Origin of the sequence: Dyadobacter beijingensis DSM 21582 (genome assembly GCF_000382205.1) — a bacterium.
Taxonomy (GTDB): Bacteria; Bacteroidota; Bacteroidia; order Cytophagales; family Spirosomataceae; genus Dyadobacter; species Dyadobacter beijingensis.
Genome location: NZ_KB907786.1, coordinates 1,644,611 through 1,660,532, shown reverse-complemented (window position 1 = coordinate 1,660,532; position 15,922 = coordinate 1,644,611). Strand labels below are relative to the sequence as shown.

At 46.6% G+C, this 15,922-nt stretch carries 14 protein-coding genes; 12 read left to right on the top strand and 2 right to left on the bottom strand.

What is annotated here, in order from left to right:
• The first annotated feature begins 36 nt into the window (after positions 1-36).
• Genes H144_RS0106925 through H144_RS0106875 form a run of 11 tightly spaced genes read left to right on the top strand, consistent with a single transcriptional unit; the run spans position 37 to position 9,907 of the window.
• Positions 37-378 carry a DUF4133 domain-containing protein gene (locus H144_RS0106925; RefSeq protein WP_019941325.1) on the top strand — a complete coding sequence of 114 codons (342 nt, stop codon included), beginning with the start codon at positions 37-39 and terminating at the stop codon, positions 376-378.
• Positions 359-2,818 (top strand): TraG family conjugative transposon ATPase, encoded by a 2,460-nt coding sequence (locus H144_RS0106920; RefSeq protein ID WP_019941324.1) that lies wholly within the window; start codon positions 359-361, stop codon positions 2,816-2,818. The genes H144_RS0106925 and H144_RS0106920 overlap by 20 nt, the downstream gene beginning before the upstream one ends.
• A 17-nt stretch (positions 2,819-2,835) precedes the next feature.
• Entirely contained in the window at positions 2,836-3,513 is a 678-nt protein-coding gene (locus tag H144_RS0106915; RefSeq protein ID WP_019941323.1) for a hypothetical protein, read from the top strand.
• Complete coding sequence (locus tag H144_RS33205) at positions 3,476-4,165, top strand: hypothetical protein (RefSeq protein ID WP_157504485.1); 690 nt, start codon at positions 3,476-3,478, stop codon at positions 4,163-4,165. The genes H144_RS0106915 and H144_RS33205 overlap by 38 nt, the downstream gene beginning before the upstream one ends.
• 6 nt (positions 4,166-4,171) lie before the next feature.
• Positions 4,172-4,801: a hypothetical protein gene (locus tag H144_RS0106905; protein ID WP_019941321.1), complete on the top strand. Its 630-nt coding sequence runs from the start codon at positions 4,172-4,174 to the stop codon at positions 4,799-4,801.
• Positions 4,802-4,811: 10 nt separating this feature from the next.
• Positions 4,812-5,912: a conjugative transposon protein TraJ gene (gene traJ, locus H144_RS31545; RefSeq protein WP_033402371.1), complete on the top strand. Its 1,101-nt coding sequence runs from the start codon at positions 4,812-4,814 to the stop codon at positions 5,910-5,912.
• 5 nt (positions 5,913-5,917) lie between these two features.
• Positions 5,918-6,535: a conjugative transposon protein TraK gene (gene traK, locus H144_RS0106895; protein WP_019941319.1), complete on the top strand. Its 618-nt coding sequence runs from the start codon at positions 5,918-5,920 to the stop codon at positions 6,533-6,535.
• Positions 6,536-6,540: 5 nt separating this feature from the next.
• Positions 6,541-6,951, top strand: coding sequence for a hypothetical protein (locus tag H144_RS0106890; RefSeq protein ID WP_019941318.1), 411 nt, complete (start codon positions 6,541-6,543; stop codon positions 6,949-6,951).
• The gene (traM, locus tag H144_RS0106885) at positions 6,932-8,260 is read left to right on the top strand and encodes a conjugative transposon protein TraM (RefSeq protein WP_033402370.1); all 1,329 of its coding nucleotides are present in this window, start codon (positions 6,932-6,934) and stop codon (positions 8,258-8,260) included. The genes H144_RS0106890 and traM overlap by 20 nt, the downstream gene beginning before the upstream one ends.
• Entirely contained in the window at positions 8,238-9,095 is an 858-nt protein-coding gene (gene traN / locus H144_RS0106880; protein ID WP_019941316.1) for a conjugative transposon protein TraN, read from the top strand. Before traM ends, traN begins: the two co-directional genes overlap by 23 nt.
• A 26-nt stretch (positions 9,096-9,121) precedes the next feature.
• Entirely contained in the window at positions 9,122-9,907 is a 786-nt protein-coding gene (locus H144_RS0106875) for a hypothetical protein (protein ID WP_019941315.1), read from the top strand.
• A gap of 512 nt (positions 9,908-10,419) precedes the next feature.
• Here H144_RS0106875 and H144_RS0106870 read toward each other — a convergent pair.
• Entirely contained in the window at positions 10,420-11,394 is a 975-nt protein-coding gene (locus H144_RS0106870) for an IS110 family RNA-guided transposase (RefSeq protein ID WP_019941314.1), read from the bottom strand.
• A gap of 742 nt (positions 11,395-12,136) precedes the next feature.
• On the opposite strand from H144_RS0106870, the gene H144_RS0106865 reads away from it, so the two are divergent.
• Positions 12,137-15,295, top strand: coding sequence for a ligand-binding sensor domain-containing protein (locus tag H144_RS0106865; RefSeq protein ID WP_019941313.1), 3,159 nt, complete (start codon positions 12,137-12,139; stop codon positions 15,293-15,295).
• Here the strand turns inward: H144_RS0106865 and H144_RS0106860 are convergent.
• Entirely contained in the window at positions 15,282-15,911 is a 630-nt protein-coding gene (locus tag H144_RS0106860) for a response regulator (RefSeq protein WP_019941312.1), read from the bottom strand. The two genes, H144_RS0106865 and H144_RS0106860, sit on opposite strands and share 14 nt — an antisense overlap.
• Between the last annotated feature and the right edge of the window lie 11 nt (positions 15,912-15,922).

Sequence of the window (15,922 nt, the reverse complement as noted above, 5' to 3'; positions counted from 1 at the left end):
CGTATAGCAGGTCACGTTACAAAAATTTGATTGATTATGTCCAGAACAAGCTATCCCATCAACAAGGGAATAAATCGCAGCATCGTGTTTAAGGGCCTGAAAGGACAATACATCTGGTACATGGGCGGTGCGATGTTCGCAGTAATGGTTTTATACGCGGTCATGTACATCTTTGGAGTAAATACCTATCTAAGCCTTTTAATTGCTTTGGCGGCGGCAGGTGCAGCAATCACAACGGTATACCACCTGAGTGAAACCTATGGTGAGCACGGCCTAACCAAGGCCTTAGCCACACGTCGCCTGCCGATTGCGATTAAATCCAGAACCAGAATACGCTTCATTAAACCGCGAAATGCACATGGAAAGATTGTTGGATGAGATATTGCCTGTTCTGGACATTGAACATGATTTAATACTTTCGAAAGAAGGGGATGTGACGATTGTTTTTAATGTCGAACTACCTGAAATATTCACGCTTTCGGACGCTCAGTATGAAGCCTTCCACCAGACTTGGGTGAAAGCGATCAAGGTGTTACCATTTAAAACGGTGCTGCAAAAGCAAGACTGGTTTTTATCTAAGACCACCCGGTTTGCCGCCAAAGAAGACAACAGCTTTCTAAGTCAAAGCAGCGACATTTTCTTTTCCGGAAGGCCTTACCTTGCCCATCAATGTTTTCTGATGTTGACCAAGTCAGCAGACGAACGCAGACTCTCAAGCTCGCTGGTTTCAAACTTGGTCAAGCCGACGATCGTGCCTAAACAAACCATTTCAAAAATTGCTATTGAGGAGTTTCTTGACAGCTGCGGCCAGTTTAGCCGGATCCTCGAAGACAGCGGATTTGCCAGGCTAAGGCAGCTCACTGACTTGGAACTGCTCAGCCAGAGGCGAAAAGTCGGACTGGTAGAACAGTACGCATACCTGGTTACCGAGCCTGGACATCGGGTTCTTCGCGATTACCTTTTCAAGAACAGCGTCCAGGTTGGAGACCGGCATTGTAGCCTGTACACGTTGGCCGACGCTGCTGATCTCCCCTCTCAATGTGCTTCGCAGACCATTTTTGAAAAATACTCCACAGACCGGACCAAGTTCAGTATCGGCTTTGCGAGCCTGTTGGGTGAATTACTGCACTGCAATCATATTTACAATCAATACGTGTTCATTGGCGACACTGAGAAAACACTCAAAAGGCTCGAAAGCAAACGCCTCAGGTTACAGTCCTTGTCTTTGTACGCCCGAGAGAACAGCCTGGCGCTGGGGGCCACCAACGAATTTTTAAACGAAGCGATCCGAGAGCAGCGCCTGCCGGTTAAGGCCCATTTCAATGTGCTTGCCTGGACGGAGGACATCGCTGCCGTAAAAGAATTGAAGAGCATGGTCTCATCGGCACTTGCCCAACTGGATACATCAGCAAAACTGGAGACCGCCGGAGCCCCCCAGATATTCTGGGCGGGCATACCGGGAAATGCCGCGGATTTTCCCATGAACGATACCTTCGATACGTTCGCAGAGCAGGCAGCATGCTTTTTCAACATGGAAGCTCCTTACCGGTCGTCTAAGGGCACATTCGGTATCCGCCTGGGAGACCGGCTTACCGGAAAACCGGTCTTGGTCGATATTTCGGACGAGCCGATTCAAAAGGGGATCTGTACGAACCGAAATAAGTTTATTCTCGGCCCTTCCGGCAGTGGAAAAAGCTTTTTCACCAATCACATGGTCAGAAGCTATTACGAGTCAGGTGCACATATCGTACTGGTTGACGTCGGGCATAGCTACAAAGGCTTATGCGACATGGTCTCGGGTTACTATTTCACCTACGACGAAAAAAATCCTATCAGGTTCAACCCCTTTTACATCTCAGGCAGTGATGTCCTTGATACCGAAAAAAAGGAAAGCATTAAAACGCTTCTATTAGCATTATGGAAAAAGGATGATGAAACCTTCAAAAGGTCAGAGTATGTCGCGCTATCTAATGCTTTGACGCTGTATTATCAGAAGCTATCAACCACGGGCGTTTTCCCTTGCTTTGACACTTTCTATGAATTTTTAGTGAGCGACTTCAGGCTGGTCCTCAAAACTGAGCAGGTTAAAGAACAGGATTTCGACATCGGAAATTTTCTTTATGTGCTCAGGCCCTATTATCGGGGCGGCGAGTTTGACTACCTTTTGAATGCGCGGGAAAACCTGGATCTTCTCGCTGAACGCTTCATCGTATTTGAGCTCGACAATATCAAAGAGCACCCAATCCTTTTTCCAATCGTGACGATCATTATTATGGAGGTGTTCATTTCCAAAATGCGAAAGTTAAGCGGGGTCCGGAAAGTAATCCTGATCGAAGAGGCCTGGAAAGCAATCGCGAAAGAAGGAATGGCTGAATACATCAAATACCTTTTTAAAACGGTACGTAAATTTTTTGGAGAAGCGATCGTGGTCACTCAAGAGGTTGAGGATATCATTTCCTCCCCGATCGTCAAACAGGCGATCATCAATAATTCAGACTGCAAGATCCTGCTTGATCAATCAAAATACCAGAACAAATTCGATCAGATACAGGAGCTGCTCGGGCTAACCGAGAAAGAGAAATCCCTCGTGTTGTCGGTCAACAAAGCGAACGATCCGCTGCGAAGATACAAAGAGGTGTTCATAAGCCTTGGCGGGACGCTATCAAAGGTGTACCGTACCGAGGTGAGCCTGGAAGAGTACCTGACCTATACCACCGAACAGACCGAAAAGATTAAGGTCGCAGAATATTCCGCGCGTCTTGGAAGTATTCAGGCGGGTATCCAGCAGCTGGCAAATGAAATGCGATCAAAATCATAACCAGACCCAAAGAAGCTATGGCAAAAAAAATCATGTTTGTCCTGCTATTGGTATTTGCAAGCGCAACACCGGTCAAACAGGCGGAAGCTGCAATTCCATGGGCCGAGATCATCAAGCAAGCCATCAAACGGGTCGTGCGAGCGATGGACCTGTTAGTGCAACGGCGCCAGAACCGTCAAATCCGGCTCCAGAACGCGCAGAAGGCGCTGGAAAACACGATGGCAAAATTGAAGCTTGATGAAATCGAGGACTGGGTTAAAAAACAGCGGGACCTTTACAAGGAATATTATCAGGAGCTCAAAAAAGTCAAAGCTGTCATTTCCTACTACTTCCGAATCAAAGCGATTGCCGACAAACAGACCGCTATCTTAAAGCAGTATCAGACCGCCTGGTCGCTGTTTCGAAATGACAAACATTTTACTGCACAGGAACTTGGGCACATGCGGAACATCTACGACGGAATCCTGGCTGAAACCGGGCGCTGCGTTGAACTATTAGAGCTTGTTGTCAGATCGTTTACGCTGCAAATGACTGATGTGAAGCGACTTGAAATCATCGAGCGCTCGGCAGACGCCACCGATCAAATTCTTGACGAGCTTAATAGTTTCAATCAGGAAAACAAACTGCTTAGCCTTTCCAGGGCTAAGAATGAATTCGATGCAAAAGTTGTCAAATCACTTTATGGCCTGCAATAACATCAAGCATACCAAAACGTTAGTCACCGCGCTGGCCTTGTTGCTTTTGTGCCGTGAATCGTCCGGCCAACTTTTCAAAGAATGGTTTCGTCAGAACAGCACACAGCGCGAGTACCTGAAAGAGCAGATCGCACAGCTTAAGATTTACCTGGAGCTGACAAAAAAGGGTTATAAGATCGCCAAAGAAGGTTTGGGCGCAATCCATCAGATCAAAAGCGATGAGTTTAAACTTCATAAAAACAGGTTTGACAGCCTGTTGATTGTGAAACCGGAGATTACATCCCTGACCCGTTTGCAGCACATTTCGGACCTGCATGGGGCGATCAACGAAACCTGCGAAAAGCTCCCCGAAGAGATCCGCGCATGTCATGGTCTGGGCCAGCCACAGAAAAAACAATTTGAAGCCGCGCTCGAACATCTCTACGATGATAGTCAGGTACTGGTTTATGGCTTTTTCGCGGTGATCCGTGACAAGCAGCTTACAATGACTGATGACCAGCGTGTCAACAGGATTGAATTCTATTTCTCGGAATTTGAGAAGAACTACCTGTTTGCAACTGATCTGCGGCGACAAATCGGTTTAGTCTGCCGGCAGGTAAAAAATGAATTAGACGATATTGAAAACCGCCGCGCGTTGCACGGAACCAACTGAAAACAAATGAAACAGATCTTGATAATGCTGCTGTTGCTTGTTACAGCACCGTCGGTTTCGCATGCCCAAACACAGGAAGTCACCCAGCTCATATTGAATCTGGAGAAACTCAGGGAGCTGCGAAAAATCCTGCAAGAACTAAAAAAGGGATATGATATCCTTTTTGAAGGCTATACCAAAATCCGGGACATCGCGCGTGGCAACTTTAAACTTCATGACGCGTTTCTGGATGCGCTGCTTCAAGTCAGCCCGGGCGTCAAAAGCTACGGACGTATAAAGGATATCGTTCAGACCCAGCTTGCGATTCTGAAAGAAAGTAAGCAAGCGCTAGACATGCTGTCCTCCTCGGGCCAATTCAGTGCTCAGGAGCTTAGCTACCTTGGAAAAGTGTATGAGCAGCTACTGTCGGGAAGTATTAAAAACCTGGACGCACTTACAGATGTGGTAACGGCGAAAAAACTGCGCGCTTCTGACGACGAGAGGCTTTCTATGATTGATAACATTCATCATCAAATGCTTGAGAAGCTGATTTTTTTAAGGCACTTCAACAGCAACAACAGCCTGCTGGTAGCACAGCGTAAAGACGAGTCGGCATCCAATAAAACTGTGCAGGAAGTTTACGGTATTACCCCATAAGAAAACTGTCATGCGAGCGAAAATAGGGTTTTTGATTCTGGCACTAGTTACGGTGTTACTGGGCAACGATGCCCAAGCGCAAGGTTATGAGGCACAAATTAGAGGTCTTAACGGGGTGCTCGATGAGCTTTATACCGAGATGCTTCCGCTTTGCGAAAAGCTCATCAGTGTTGGGCGGGGAATTGCGGCGTTTGCCGCGATCTTTTACATCGGTCACAGGGTTTGGCGCCACATTTCCAACGCAGAACCAATCGATTTCTATCCACTACTCCGGCCTTTCGCCCTAGGTTTTGCCATTCTCATGTTCCCGACTGTGGTCAGCCTGATAAATGGCGTGTTGTCCCCTGCGGTGAGGGGCACATCAGGTATGGTGAAAGATTCCGATGCAGCGATCAGTTTATTGCTCAAGAAGAAGGAAGATGCTATCAAAAGCTCCCAGTTCTGGGAAATGTATGTCGGCGATGACAGCAAGGGAAGCCGTGAAAAGTGGCTCAAGTACATGTATGGCGACAGCTATTCGGAGGGCTTCACCGACGGGATTGCCAATGATATCAAGTTTTATATGGCCAAACAATCGTATAACTTCCGGAACTCGATCAAAGCAGCACTGAGCGAAATATTGCGCGTTATATTTGAATCCGCTGCCCTGTGCATCAATACGATCCGCACATTTCATTTGATCGTGCTGGCTATTGTAGGACCTCTCGCCTTCGGAATTGCTGTCTTCGACGGCCTGCAGCATACACTGACTGCATGGATTGCCAGGTACATTAATATTTACCTCTGGCTCCCTGTTGCCAATATTTTCGGAGCGATCATTGGGAAAATCCAGGAAAAAATGATCGCGATGGATATTCGTCAGATCGAGGGCTCGGGGGATACTTTTTTTAACGCCCATGATATGGCCTATCTGATTTTTCTGATCATCGGGATCGTGGGCTATTTCGCAGTGCCATCCGTGGCAGGTTATATCATCCATGCAGGTGGGCCCAACGGACTGCTTCATAAGACGACCAGCATTTTTGGAAGCGTTGCCAGCTCGATTGGAAATATGGCTACTCCCTCCTACCCCGTTTTCGGAAACCGTCAAAGTCATCGATCAAAATCCTAGCAACTATGTTTAGCAAAACAAAAGACATCGACCGGTCTTTCCGGCACATCCGGCTGTTCTCTTTCACAATGGTATTGGCTTGCGCTGTGATCTCGACAGCCGCCATTTATCTGGGCCTTGACGCAGCTTCCCGCTCCGGTCAGAAAGTATATTTGTTGGCTTCGGGCAAAGTGCTTGAAGCTTACGCATCGGATCGGAAGGATAACATACCCGTTGAGGCCAAGGATCACGTTGCGACCTTTCACCGGCTATTCTTCACGCTCGCCCCGGATGACAAGGTCATAACAGCCAATATATCAAAGGCCTTGTACCTGGCCGATGGGTCGGCAAAAAAGCAGTACGAGGACTTGCGCGAGTCGGGCTTTTTTACAGGGGTAATTTCAGGTAACATCTCGCAAGATATCCAGATTGACAGCATCCATATCGACATCACTGCCCATCCGTACCAGTTTCAGTGCAGGGCCGTGCAGCGCATTGTCCGCCCGACCAGCGTGGTTTCCCGCAGCCTGGTGACCGAAGGCTATTTACGCTCCGTCACCCGGAGTGATAACAACCCTCACGGGTTTCTGATCGAAAGATGGCATACCACCGAAAACAAAGACATCCAAATTCAAACCAGATAACTGCTATGTTCTATCCATTTAAACCAAGCAAATTCGCCGCACGGGCAGGGGAACAACCGGTCAACAAAACCGGCCGGTTTCGAAACATTGGCTCACGGCTCCGACGTACTTTTCGAGGGGCGATTAACCGGCATCCCAACTTACCCCATTTGCTATTCATTGTACTTCTAGGACTGGTTGGTTCACTGATCGCAGGTACATTGTTCTACCAGGGACTATCTTCAAGGGGCCCCACAGTGTTCAAATTTAACCTGGGCGAACGGCTTTTCTCAGACCGGATCCTCATTCCTGAAGGACTTTCTAAACAACAAATATTGGACGAGTATTTGGATAGCCTAGACAAGGCTATTACCGCAGACAGCATCAACAATTTACAACTACCAAAACTAAACGACTATGCAAACGATGAATTATAGCGAGCAATATTCAAAACGCAGAAAATTCTACCTGTTTCTTCCTTTGCTCGCCTTACCGTTTTTGACTTTTATCTATTGGGTTCTCGTCGTCAAAAACTTGGATAGTTCCCAAATCCCATCGGAAAGCGGCGGTCTGCAATTGGCTCTGCCTGGGGCATCAATCAAAGACGAAAGCAGGATGGACAAGTGGCAGTACTACCGCAAAGCCGACCAGGATTCGGCGTTACGTCTACAGCAGATCAAACGGGATCCTTACCGAAGCGATGGTTCATATGCGGCCACAGATACCATTGCATCACGATTACTTGGCCTTGAAGGGCCAAATGCGAAAAATACGGGCCGCAACAGTAGCGTATTGGAAGACGTAACATCCAGGCGTCTGAACACCGAATCCCAGGTGCAAATGAAGTTGCAAAACCTGGAAATGGTGTTAGCAGCTGCTCAATCGCCATCATTTGACGAAAAGAAGCGCTATGCTATTAAAGACGTGGACGAAGAAACGGCGGAAGCCAACAAGCAGGCGATGCTCAATTCGCCGGATTCGCCCGAAAATCGGCATGAAGTTGACCCCGAGCTCGCCCAGCTCGACGGTATGCTTGACAAAATTCTTGAAATACAAAAGCCTGCGACGTTTGGGACGGATCAGCAGGCAAACCAAATCCCAGAAAATGCAGGGGCGCTGCAAGTGAGCGCAGCTTCCAGCGGTGACTTTATTTCGAGCTTTACCGGAATGCAATCCAACGATTCGGTCAAATCTGCCACATTCATCTCCACAACAGGATTTTATGGACTTGACGAGCCGGAACCTACTACTGCGCCATCCGGATTGACAGCAGTCATCGAAGGAAACCAGCAGGTACTGTCGGGTTCTACGGTCCAATTACGACTAGCACAAACAATAACAATCAAGGGACTGATCGTGCCAACCAACGCCTTGGTTTATGGTCTTGCGTCGCTTTCCGGCGAACGTCTAAAAATCAAAATCAGCTCCATCCGTTCAGGTGAGCATATCCTGCCCGTTAATCTTCAAGTTTTCGATCTGGATGGTGTGGAAGGTATTTACATAGCAGGCTCAATTTCCCGTAACGTGACAAAACAGGCCCTGGGGAGCCAGGTTCAAGGCTTAGACATGGATTTAGGGGGAATTTCACTTGGGGCTCAGGCAGCCAATGCAGGTATGCAGATCGGCAGAACAATTTTCGGCCGGAAGACCCGGCTCACCCAGGTAACCTTGCAGACCGGGTACAAAGTCATACTGCGCGACACCAGCAATTCAAACCAAAAAAATGACCAAGATTATGAGCAATAGCATCTTTCAAGGCCTGACGCGGCTTTTACTGCTGGCTTGGATTCTGCTGCCGTCGCTCTCTACGGCACAAAATGGCGAGCTGTTCGCCAATGAAACGCTTCCGATTGAGATTAGTGCGGAGCGCACCGTGTCGATAGCGTTTCCATCGACGATCAAAAGCGTTGACCGCGGTAGCTCCGACCTGTTGGTTCAGAAAGCTCGGGGGACCGAGAACGTCCTGCTGGTAAAATGGGCTCGAAAAGGTGCACAACCCACCAGTTTGATCGTTGTCACAGGCGACGGCGCGGTGCATAGTTTCGAAACTATTTACCAGGATTCTCCCGGCTCAATCAGCTTACGAATGGTAAGGCCATCTGGCCAATTAATGCCCAACTACATTGCGCAGATTGACGCAACGCTGGATGAAAGGATGGTTGAAGAAACCATGCATCTGGCTGAAATGGCCCAGCCTAATTTGGACAAGCGCGACTCAAATGGCGATTTTTTGCTGGACCTGCAAGGCCTATTTGTTCAGGGCCCGGCTATGCTCATTAAGTTAAGCCTTTCAAATCAGTCGCCGATCGACTATGATATCGAAAGTCTCAGGCTATTTATTTCGGACAAGAAGCAAGTAAAACGTACCGCTTCGCAGCGTGAGGAGATTGTTCTGATTAGGGCAGCGCCTGCTATTTCGAAGGTAAGTGCCTCAGAAGAGAAAACATTGATTGTTGCATTTCCAAAACTGACATTGCCCAACTCAAAGCGCCTCCATGTTGAGCTCACCGAGAAGGGCGGGGCCAGGCATGTACAAATCCGGCTCAAATCACGCCACCTGTACAAGGTTCATTCACTTTAATTCATTAGCAATAAACAGAAAACGTCATGAACGAGAAAAACCACGATTATCTAAAAGACCAGATCAAATATACCGGCTTTGGTGAAGAAGCTCAGGCTCAACTGCGCGAACAGCTCATGAAAGCCCAAAATGAGTTCAGCATTAAACAGGTCACTTCATACGGCAAGGACGAGCTGGCCGTGTCGCTGAATTTCAAAAAATCAACCAATTCAGATATGTATTTTTTTAACAGCTACCGAGCCGAACTTCAAAAGCCCGGCTCGGAGACTAGCGTCGGCCAGACGTTTTACATTAACAATGAAGGAAGGAACATCACTCAAAAGGAGGCGTATAACCTGCTGGATGGCAGATCTGTCAATAAAGACCTAGCAAATAAAGACGGGCAGCTGCACAACGCATGGCTAAAGCTCGACTTTAAGGAAACAACCTCCAACGGCAATTTCAAAGTTCGCCAATTCAGCCCCCAGTATGGATTTGAACTTGAAAAAGCGATAGAAAAACACCCGATTAAGGAGCTTGCAGATCCACAGGAAAGGGTCAGGCTGTTGGAATCCTTGGAACGCGGGAATCGCCAGGCTGTAACTTTCGTCGGCGACGGTGACCAAAAACGGTTCATCGAAGCAAATCCCCAGTTCAAATCCATTACCGTCTACGACGAGAATCAAAAAAGAATCCGTCAGTCAGGTGCTGACGAGACGCACAAAAGTATAGGGCAGACTGAGAAAAAGAACCATCAGCAGGGCAATAAGGAATTGCCGGGTGAGGAAGAGAAAAGTGAAGGTAACAGCAAGAAACGCAGCGTGAAGGTATGATCAATTCCGATTCACAAAATTCTGCACTCGAATTCCTAACTTCTTTCTTTAGGCGGATACAAAAAGACCCTAAAATCGGCCCGTCGCACATCGCGCTTTACCTGACGATATGGAAGGAAGCGATTTCATCGAAAACCCCCGGTCACCTTGCGATTTATAGCCGGCCACTGATGAAAGGAGCAAAAATTAACAGTAGCTCGACATATTCCAGGATTCTCAGGGACCTGTGTAACGGCGGCTACATTCGTTTTGAACCTTCGTACTTTCACAACCAACCTAGTAAGTACCGATTAGTCCCGCCATAACAGGGTCGAATTTGATCTGACAAACATGGCGTGCAAATGTTCGTTTGGGAGAGCTCTCGACTATTTTATATAGTCACCTCGAGAAGATTTTTCCATTTATTTCATCAAGGCTCAATGCTCAAAAAAACCGCCAGTCATAGGATACACTAAGGTATTTCAGGGCAATACCGATTATTGTATAACTTTTCTTATGGACTGTATTAAAAGTCAAGGATAAGCGCGAAAAACTGGTTTGTAGTTTGGGTCAAAATTCTGATCAAATTTGACTACCGCAAATGCCTGCCTGAGCAGCTTGTTGACGACAGCAATCAAGGCAACTTTCGATGCTTTACCAGCCGCTTTTAATCGATGGTAGAGTTCTCGACAAGATTTATTGTGTTGAATTGCGGACCATGAAGCGACATTCAACATGCTCCTTAACTGGGCATCACCGGTCTTACAAATGCCTTTAACAGAATTCAGCTTTCCAGATTGATAAATGATTGGCGCTACCCCAATAAACTTTGACAAGGCCTTCGCAGAATGGAAGTGCCGGAAGCCACCACTCACTTCGATCAGCGCAGTTGCAATAGCTGTCGAAATACCCACGACAGAATTCAAACGTACGAATTCCTGATTGAAATCAGCCTTGGTCAATTCCTCTATTTCTACCATCAAATTCTTGATGGCAGCTTCCAGTTCATTCAAAATATGTCTTAGGCTAGTCTGGGCTGATTTATCCTTTACTGGCAATGAAGAAAATGAGTGTTCCACATTTCGCATTGCCTGATACTGCTTTTTGTATTGCCTGAGCAACGTACGCTTTTGCCGAAGTCTAAGTAATGCGTCGCTAACTATATGATAGATGGCAGGTTGAGTCATTTGGCCATATCTAGCCAGGAGGACGGCATCGCTCTCATCAGTCTTGGTCACAGACAACCGCATTTTGGCAAAGTGGTGGCTTTGTTTTGGATTAATAACAGAAAGAGTGATCTCGGCCTGAGACAGCATGTATGCCACCAACATCGAATAAGACCCCGTTGCCTCCACCACGCAATGGGCCTCTGAGGGCAGAAAGCTGATGAGCGATCGAATTCCTACCGGCGAATTCGGAAAGCTTGCTGCCTTCCATGAACTGTCCGATTTTGGAAACGCTACGGCAAGCGAATCCTTTGCAACATCGATACCGACATATGTTTTCATGAACAAAAGGGAAGTGAGGTTTTAAACTGCGATGGAATAGCCTTCAACTTTGCCACTCAGCATAGTATACGCGGGGTTTGCCAATTGAACTGTCCAAGGTTACAAAATTGATCGGTGTGGATCGTACCATAAGATTCGGGATTAAACCCAGACTTGTTCACACCGAAGGCCTTCGTCTACATCAAATTACTCAACATTGAATTCCGATTCAAACGTACTATGTTAAATATAAGCTGTTGGGTGAGGATTGAATTTCTAATCTTACAGGCCTGCACGGATGAATTATCTATCCGCTACGCCCATAATAGAGATCGTTATAAGCAATATTGTTAGCTTCCTGATCAGCTTACTAACTTCACGTTTTCTGAGATTTCGTCAAAGGCGGCTTACCTTCACATGAAATGGGATCTGTGGTTGATGTTTAGGAACGACGTTAAGGATTGCCTGCACGGCACCGAGCGGGGTTGTAAATCTGACTACGACAGAAGTTGTCTTACAGAACATGAAAATAACCTCTCGGCATCGCCAGAAAGCTATTTGTGATACGCAACGTTAATAATGCAAAGGTACGATGTCCCGGCGCGTTGACTTATAAAAGTTGAGCCAAAAGTTTGTAGATATGTATCGATTATCCGCGATAACCAATAAGAATAGTTTGAAGCCCTCGTGATTTACAAAACCAATATTTATAGAATAATTTCTACATTTGGTACCGTATCTACAAAGCACCCTTCATACAGTAATGAAATTATTACTTCTTTTTATTGTCCTTTTTACCTTTTCACGAGTATCCTTGGGCCGGCAGGTGGAAAGTGTTCAAGTAGACAACTTTCGAATCGAGCATTTTACAGATGAAAATGGTCTTCCACAAAACAGCGTGTACACAATTGTTAAGGATGAGCTTGGCTTCGTTTGGCTTTCAACAGAAGGTGGCTTGGTGCGCTTTGACGGGCAGGAATTTACAATATTTCGGAATTTTGGAAGTACACATTTGTCTGTTAGCATCGGCAACATCGGCATTGATCCGCGGCCAAAGAAGCGGGGCTTGTACGCAATCAATAACGAAAATGAGTTTATCCGTATAGACAAAGGGGTTGCTTCTGTGGATAAGAGATTCCAGAATCGAAGCGGCCAGTCACCGTTCCCATTTGTTCAACGTGGCAAAGGGCATTTATATGAACGGCTGCCAACGTTAAGTCACGACAGGCCTGCGCTGACCCCCTTTGTGATCCCGGCCAGTGAAAATCGCTTTTTTGTATACGATCGGAAAGATCTTTCTTGTTATGTAAACAACAGACTGGTAGGAAAGACGCATTTCGGTAATAAGTATCCGTGGGCTTTTTTCCGCCTAGGCAATAGTCTTTACTATCTACAAAAGGGAATATTCACACGCTATAATTGCGTTGAAGGCAAACTCAAAGCTCAGTCGGCAAAGTTATATGGTGATCTGCGGCTAAACAAGCTTTCTGTTCATCCCGATGCGATCGAACTGTTTTGGAACAATGCTAGCGAACAGGCATTGGTACGCTTGGACAAGGCATTGTACATATTGCTTAAAGACAAAAATGGCGACTTAAATTCAAAACTTATCCTGGAAGGATTTGATTTTGCAACGGACATCGTCAAGTCGGCGTACTATGATCAGAAGACTGACAAGATATTTTTAGGAAGTCAGTTAAATGGGCTTTTTGTCCTTACAAAAAAGAAATTCCAAGTCCAAACCAGTGATTTTCCAGGAACTGACCAGGTTTACTACGGTCAGGCCGCATTCGGTGATCGTCAAGTACTTTCTGCTCAAGGCATCCTTTTTCAAGCCGACCCTTCCATAGAAAAACCAGTAGCCAGGCAGCTCCCTTTGGTAACAGAAAGTGTAACCTGGGATAAGACGAGTATTGCTGTTGATGCTTACGGGGATATTTGGTGTAAAAAACAGAACAGATTAATGGTAATAAGTGCCGATGGCTCTACGATGAAGGCGTCTTGGGAGCTGGCATCGGAAATTTCCCAGCTCTACCAGGCTCCTGATTCGACAATTTGGATCGGTACTCAGACATCGGGCATTTACTACGTTAAACCGTCGTGGAAATTAGGAACTTGGCCTAGGCATTTCTTGAATTTGCCCACTGAGGTTTCTTTCATCACTCAATCGTCGCGTTTCCTCTGGGTTGGCACCGCGCACGGTCTATTCCGTATTAACAAAACCAATCGGCAAATGGTTAGGATCAACGGGCTTGACGGCATGTATATCAGAAGCATTCATCTGACTGATGACGGACGCCAAGTCTGGATCACCAGCTCGCAACATGGCTTTTTCCTGTTGCGGGACAAGAGATTAACCCGTTTTCCTCTCGATCGGAAGGGTTATCTGGCCAACTCTCATTGCATTCTCGAAGACCGAAACGGCTATTTCTGGATTACAACAAACCATGGGCTATTTCAAGTGCTCAAATCAGACCTGCTTGAGTACGCAAGGCATGGCGGCATGATCTATTACCATATCTATTCAAAGTCCGACGGATTTAACACCAATGAGTTCAATGGCAGATGTGAGCCTTGTGCACTGCGGCTGTCGTCAGGGCTGGTATCGCTACCTTCCATGAAAGGCTTGGTATGGTTCACGCCAGAGCGCATAACGCCTGAACAGCCAGACAAAGCAATCATCATCCATAGTCTGGAAATTGATCGGAAAACTCTGCCGGTTTCATTCGAAAATCAACAGGTGAACTTCTCTCAACAAGCAAAGGAACTCCGGATCGAAATGTTAACGCCATTTTTTGGCAATCCCCAAAACCTGAGGTTCTACTACTCTCTCCAGCCTAAGGGCTTACACCCGGCAGAATCAGATTGGCTGCCCATTGACGCCATTTTTGGTAATAGGGCGCTAATCACTATTTCTACACTAAGCAAGGGCGACTACACGCTATTCGTACGAAAGATGGATGGTTTTCTTCAAAAGAACATCTCCTACAAAACGGTTCAGATCACCGTTCCCCCATTCTGGTACCAGACCTGGTGGTTTTACTCACTTGCCGCCGCCCTACTGATCTTGGCCGGCGCGTGGTACATCAGATACAGGATCAACAGAGTTAAACGAGCCAGTATGGCGCTTGAACAGCAGGTAAATGCACGAACCGCGCAGCTTCGTGGTGCTCTAAAGGATTTGGAAAAGTCCCAGCAGGACACAATCTATCAAATGCAACTGCAATCCCGTCTGATGGCCTCCATCGCCCACGATGTACGTTCACCGCTTGGTGCAGCGATTACCGTTTCGGAAGAAATGCAAAAAATGATTGCCAGGGGACAGTATGAGATGGCAACGATGGTAGGAAAGAACATCGAGGACTCTATGCGACAGGTAAAAGCCTCATTGGAAGAAATGCTTTCCTACGTGAAAATTCGCATTTACAAAAAACAGGCGACGACCGAATTAGTCGATTTAAGCGCATTGATTGAAGAAAATATGCAGCTGTATGGTAAAAACACACGGATCAATGCCAACACCTTTCTCAATGAAATACCATTAAATACGTGTATCGAAACGAATGCACCGCTTCTAAAGATAATCGTCCACAATCTGATCGATAATGCCAATAAATTTACAAAAAATGGTGTCGTCCGCGCCTATGTTTCTGTGGAAGAAAAGCAGCTGCGCCTGTTTATCGAAGATTCGGGTCGTGGAATCCCAAGCGAGCTGCGCGATTGGTTCCAAGCAAACGGCAAAAATCAAAGCGAACCGGCACACACCGGTATCGGACTTGTCATGGTTAAAGAGTTGGCTCCTAGCGTGGCCGAACGCATTGTTTTAGAAGAACTGTCACCAGGGACACGAATAATAATTACTTTTAAACGGCAGATATTTAATCATCCGTCAGTGCTCACCAGTGATGTTATCGCGCCTTAATTTTCTCTGCCAATTCAATGATATTATCGACGCCAAGTTTCTCAAAAATCCGCGCTTTGTAGGTACTAACGGTGTTAGACTGGATATCCAGCAAGGATGCGATTTCTTTTACCCATTTACCGGTAATCAACAGCTCGGCAATCTCTCTTTCCCTTACGGAAAGACTTTTAATTCCAGTCGGACGTTTTCGCGCCTGTTTTTGGAATACTACCGCGTTTAGAAGCCGCTCTTGGACTGCTTCGCTCACATACCGGTTCTTTCTCATGACCGTTTGGATAGCCCGCACTGTTTCTGATTTTTCCGCAGTCTTGGGTAAATACCCATTTGCACCGGCTGACACATACTCAAGCGCGTTGAATTGCTCATCAGCCGCGGAGCATACCAGGATTGGCACCAGCTGTTGATGCTCCCGGATACGGGCGATCATGCTCGTACCTACCCCACCAGGAATGTCAATGTCCAGCAAAATTAAATCATATTGATGATTTTGTAGGTGCGACATGGCATGTTCAAAGTCTTCTGCTTCATGGACAATAGAGTGAGGGTAAAGGTCTTCGAGCACCAATCTCATGCTCATCCGTACCAAAAAATGGTCATCAACAATAAGGTAAATCATATTACAAGGCG